Annotated in this window: 3 protein-coding genes; all 3 read right to left on the reverse strand. The window is 54.6% G+C overall.

The genetic code is table 11. The features are described 5' to 3' along the window. Positions 1-243: 243 nt before the first annotated feature. On the reverse strand, positions 244-1,833 hold the full coding sequence (murJ, locus tag P3X23_RS05365; RefSeq protein WP_300873890.1) for a murein biosynthesis integral membrane protein MurJ: 1,590 nt from the start codon (positions 1,831-1,833) through the stop codon (positions 244-246). Positions 1,834-1,904: 71 nt separating this feature from the next. After that, positions 1,905-3,176 carry a HAMP domain-containing sensor histidine kinase gene (locus tag P3X23_RS05370; RefSeq protein ID WP_300873892.1) on the reverse strand — a complete coding sequence of 424 codons (1,272 nt, stop codon included), beginning with the start codon at positions 3,174-3,176 and terminating at the stop codon, positions 1,905-1,907. Positions 3,177-3,178: 2 nt separating this feature from the next. Further along, positions 3,179-5,598 (reverse strand): CHAT domain-containing protein (locus P3X23_RS05375; protein WP_300873894.1); only part of this gene is annotated, 2,420 nt, incomplete at its 5' end.

Raw genomic sequence — 5,598 nt, forward strand, 5'->3', positions numbered from 1 at the left:
CCGACAGGCAAAGGCGGCCACTTTTGGCTTGCAACAGAATATTTGCCAAAATGGGGTGGGAGGGATTGCTGGGGGCAACGCGACTCAGGGGGGCAAGCTTACTGTTGAGAAGGGATTGTGAACAAACAACTTTCATGGCAAACTCCACGGCAGATGCAGGTAAAGTTAGGACGTTAGTTCAAAGGGGCGATCGCAAAAACAACTCATGAATTGGCCGATTCTTTAGCATACTACGGCAATCTACTACTGGTATCGCTGAGGCCAAAACCGCCGCACTTTGTCCAAAAAAAAGTCCAGTTCTGGCAGCTTGAGGGGGGAAATGGCCGCTATAAACATCAGGACACTGACACTGCCGGCGATCGCCAACTGTAACAACTGAATTCCCAAGCCATCCCGTCCCCAGAGCCACTCAAGACCCTTGAGGGTACCCCAACCTGCGCCGCCACTCAGGATGCTGGCTAAGGCAATTCCAGCCAAGGGAACAAGTAGCTCCCCCCAAGGCAGCCCTCCCAGGCGACGGTGCAAGATCCAGGTGAGGGCAATAAACGATACTGTATTCACACCCACCGTGGCCATCGCTAGCCCCACTGCCCCAAAGGCGCGGGTAAAGAAGAAGCAAAAGAGGGCGTTAAAGCCCAGTCCCCAGAGGGTGACATAAAGGGGAGTGCGGCCATCCTCAAGGGCATAAAAAACCCGCACAATGACATCGCGGGCAAGGTAGAAGAACATGCCAATGGCATAGACCAACAGCAGCGCCGCCACCAGTTGCGAAGCGGCAAAATCAAAGGCCTGTCGTTCATAGACCACCCGCACTGCTGGCAATGCCAAGGCCGCCAGCATTGCCCCCAGCGGCATCATACTCAAGGCCGTCAGCACCAAGCTCTGGCGAATCCGCTCCTTGAGATCTGCCCAGTGTGCCGGCTGCGCCAGCTTTGAAAAAATGGGCATGTAGGGCACAAGAATCACATTGGAAAGAATCCCCAAGGGTGTTAAAAATAGCAACTGAGCATAACTCAAAGCCGATGCAGCGCCGACGGGCAACTGGGAGGCAAAAAAGAGACTAATGTAAACGCTAATGAGCAGCATTCCTGAGGAGAGGGTAGCTGGCCCCATCAGCTGAATGAGTTCTCGCACTTCAGGGCGGTTAAATTCAAAACGTAAGCGCAACGTCCCCATGCCGGCTTGCCACTGGGCAGGGATTTGCACCAACCATTGCAGGACTCCCCCCACTAGGGTTCCCCAAGCCAATACCGCAGCGCCGAAGTGATCGGCAAAAAACCAAACTCCGATAATGACCGCCAAACTGGATAGCAGGGGACTGATGGAGGGCAACCAGTATTGGTCCGCGGCGTTGAGTGTGCCAAAACCAATGCCAATCAGACCGGAGAGCACCGCCAAGGGCGCCATAATCCGAAATTGCTCTGTGGCTAGGGCTTGGATGTCTGGAGGAGCACCGGGAGCAATGAGTTGAATTAAAGGCTCAGCCAACACCATCAAAATTGCCGTCAAAAGCAGCAACAGCCCGCCTACAAGGGTGGTAATGGTTTCTACGAGGGGAGCAGCCTTTTCTGGGGGTTGCTTGAGCACTACGCTGATGATGGAGCTGTGAAAAGGTCCATTGATGCCCCCTAACAAAATAAACAGGAATCCCGGAATCACATAGGCATAACTATAGGCATCCACCGCTGCACCGACACCAAATTCGGCGGCGATCGCCTGCTGGCGAACCAGCCCCGCCACTTTACTCAACAGCGTTGCCACAGCAACAATGGTGGCAATGTGGGCAAGGGATCGCCCCTTCGGCGGGGATTTTGAGGATGGTTCTGTTTTCACTGCAGGTCCTAATCCAATTTTGGAAAATGAGTCAATCAGGGCAGAACTCTGGCGATAATCGTACCAGCGATTTAGCTCTCTTTTATGGCAGCGGGTAGCAAAACTGTAAAGCACGTGCCCTGACCAACCTCACTGTTGACCTGAATCTGACCTCGATGGGCCTGAACAATGGAGCGGGCGATCGCCAGCCCCAAGCCTGTTCCCTCGGAAGTTGTCCCCGGCAGGCGATAAAAGCGATCAAAAAGGCGTGGCAGCTCACTGGCAGGAATTCCCGGTCCATTGTCGGCAATGACCACGCGGTAGAATTTGCCCTGTGGTTCCAACCTCACCTGGATTTGCCCCCCAGGGGGGGTATATTGCACGGCATTGCTGAGGATATTAGTCAGGAGGCGGCTGAGATGATCGGGGTTGCCCCAAAGGCGATAGGCCTCCGCTTCTGAGGTCTGCGGATCGGCAAGTTCAAATGCCAGTTGCAGTTGCTTTTGGCGGATTAGGGGCATCTGCTCCTCAATGACGCCCAAAAGAATGGCATCCAAGTGGCAGGGCTGAGCCTGTAAGGGAAGCATGCCGCTATCTTGGCGAGCCAGAAAGAGCAGGTCATCCACCAGGCGGCTGAGGCGACGGCTGAGGCGCTCAATAACAAGGAGCTGTTGGCGCTGGGTTTCGGGATCGGGAGTGGCCAAGGCAACTTGCACATTGGTTTGAATGAGAGCAACAGGATTGCGCAGTTCATGGGAAGCATCGGCCGTAAATTGCTTTAGGTAGGCATAGGACTGCTGGAGGGGGGCGATCGCCAGCCGCGAAAGGAACCAACCACTAATGCTGACCAGGGTCAGGGTCAGGGCAATGCCCAAAAGCAAATCCCAAAGCAGGGCTTGACTCGGCTGGGTCACTTCAAACCAAGGATGGCTAACCCGTAAATAGCCCAAGAGGCGATTGTCCACCACCAAGGCCACCGTCATCTGCCGCAGCCAGCGATCTGCTCCCACCTGTACCGTTTCCGCCGCCCGACTTAGATGCAAGGGCAAATCCAAGGGTTCTGAAAACGTGCTCCAAGCCAACTGTTGATCCGGCGTAAATCCCTCTAGGTCAATGTGATCCTCCTCCAACGCCGCAAGGGGATGACTGCCTAAACTGCTTTGCCAATCAATGGTTGCCGCTGTGCCAGCGTCAATAATGAGGGAGCGACTCACCACCTCCACAACATGACTAAGGGTGTCATCAACCCGTTCAACCAGCGTTCCCCGCACATAGAAGAAGAAGCCCATGGCAAAAATGAGAAGCAGGAGTGCCGTCACCCCCACATACCACAGCGCCAGCCGGTATTGAATTGCTCGAACCATGGCTATTGCCGTAACCTCAAGGGCGACCAATCTCCACTGGAGACAAATGCCGCCCAGTAGTAGGGAGATTCCTCCTGGAGGCGCTGAAGCTGGACTTGCCGCAGGGCTTCTGTACGCCCCATCCCTCGGCGCAGGTTTTGGTAAAAGGCCACCATCATCTCGCGGGTCACTTGGTCATCCACTTTCCACAGGGTACTTACTTGCGATCGCGCCCCCGCCAACGTGAAAGCTCGCCGCAACCCATAAACCCCTTCCCCGTTCACCACCTCTCCCCGCCCCGTATCACAGGCGGATAACACCACCAATTCTGTGTTACTCAGGTTCATCCCTGTAACTTCCAAGGCCGTGAGCACGCCATCATCCACGTCTGAACCACTTTGGCGTTGATTAAACCCCGCCAAGGCCAGTCCGGATCGCAACAGGGGGTTTTCAGGGATGTCCTTATTCCCTTCGTGGGTCAAAAAGAAGCCGTGGGTCGCTAGGTGGAGAATTTTGGGAGAATTCGCTGCTTTAACCGCTGCCTCCGTGGCCGCATCTTGTTTCAACAGTTGGGCTTGGGGGAAGAGTGCCTTCACAGCTTGTGCTTCTTCAGCCGTTCCCGGCAAAGGTGCAAAGGACAGCTCCCGCAGATCAAGGGAGCGTAGTGGAGATCCCCCGCTAAGGGAGTGATCAAAACTCGGGTCAGCAATAATCAAAGGGGTATTTGCAGGTGCCGGTCGCGATTGGAGACGCAGAAGTTCACGCCCAGAGGTCAGCAGGGTAATCAGATAGGACTCCACCAAGTAGCGCCCTTGGGCATCCACCAGTGCTTGAAAGGGAATGGTGTTCAACTCGCCATCCGGTGCAATGAGCAAGTGGGTTGCATTGCCAATCCACGGACGAATGGGGGTAATTACCCGCTCAGCCAGGGCTTGCGCCACCGCTTGTACCTCCGTCTTAGGCAGGCGCGGATCAGCCAAACGGAACCGAGTTTGGCGCACTTGGGCCTCTATTTCAGCCGCAGACCCCAAATCTTTGCCTAGGGGTTGACCGGTTGGACGCAGAACATAGACGCCATAGCGCGGCTCACCAAACTGCTGAGTCTGCAAATCGTAGGGGCGATAGCGAATGAATTCAATTAAAACGGCATTGGCCGGTATTGCCCGTTGAACAGCGGCGATGGTTACCGGCTGGGTGAGTTCGCGAAAGGCCGCACTGCGGAGACTCAATTCAGCTTCCAGTTGATTGGCTCGTGCCTGCAGCTGCTGCAATTGGGGGAAAGCGGCGGGTTCTGCTGCGGCAAAAACGAGGTTGGCAATGGTTGTGCGCAGGGTGGTGAGTTCCTGCAGTTTGGCTTGATCTGGAGCTGACAATTGGCGGCGCAGTCGCGCTTGGTTTTGGCTGAGGAAATCCAGTAACCGTCCTTTGCGGCGCAAGATCGTTGTCAAGGCCAGAGCAATGGCCTCAGAAGCCTGAGGAAGATGCTGGAGATGCAGTGTAAGTATCGCATCAGTACTATTTTGAAAAGTCTTGAGGTAGTTGCGCTTGTAGTCCTCTGAGCCAACAATGAGATTTTGACTCAGGTTCTTTTCCTCAATCTCTTGGACGTTTTTCAGCAGTGCCAGAGTCTGAGGAAAATTCCCCAGTTGCCAATAGACGGCAGCAAGGTTGCTGAGGGCGGTTGCCGTGTTGGGATGGGTTTCCCCAAGGCGCAATTGCACAATTTCTAGTGTGCGTTGATAGAGGGGCAGAGCCGCTGAGTAGTTGCGCTGATCAAAATAGAGGGTTGCTAAATTGTTCAAGCTAGCAGCAATGTCTGGATGACCTTGCGGTAAGGTTTGTTCGCGAATCTTAAGGGCACGTTGGTACAAGGGCAAAGCGGCAGCGTAATTTTTCTGTGCTCGATACAGCCCTGCTAAATTGTTGAGGGTTGTTGCCACGTAGGGGCTTTTCTCTCCTAGGGCTTGCTCAAAGATCCGCAGGGCGCGTTGATATAAAGGTAGAGCGCGGGGGTAGTTTTTTTGCTCTGCGTAAAGGAGACCAAGGTTATTGAGAATGACTGCTACTTCAGGATGATCGCTGCCGAAAGTCTTTTCGGCGATCGCCAGCGATCGCTGAAATACCGGCAATGCCGCCTCATGGTTCCCCTGGGCGCGATAGAGATTGGCTAAGTTATTCAAGACGGCAGACACCTCTGGTCGATCTGCTCCGCGCGTCTGCTCATAGATAGCCAAGGCTCGCTGATAAAGGGGGAGTGCCGCTGCATAATTTCCCTGCTCCACGTGGAGCTTCCCCAATTCATTGAGACTTGCAGCCAAAAGGGGGTGATTGTTGCCCAGGGTATTTTCCACTAGGGTGACAAAGCGCTCTGCAAGGGGGATGGCGGCTTGGATATTGCCCTCCTGCCGCAGTTGTTCGATTTGATTGGCCAGTTCTTGAAAGG

Origin of the sequence: Thermosynechococcus sp. Uc, from assembly GCF_029335995.1 — a bacterium.
GTDB lineage: Bacteria > Cyanobacteriota > Cyanobacteriia > Thermosynechococcales > Thermosynechococcaceae > Thermosynechococcus.

What these genes read in the sequence shown, in the direction of transcription:
- P3X23_RS05370 (WP_300873892.1), bottom strand. Translation starts at nt 3,176, where the DNA reads ATGGTTCGAGCAATTCAATACCGGCTGGCGCTGTGGTATGTGGGGGTG.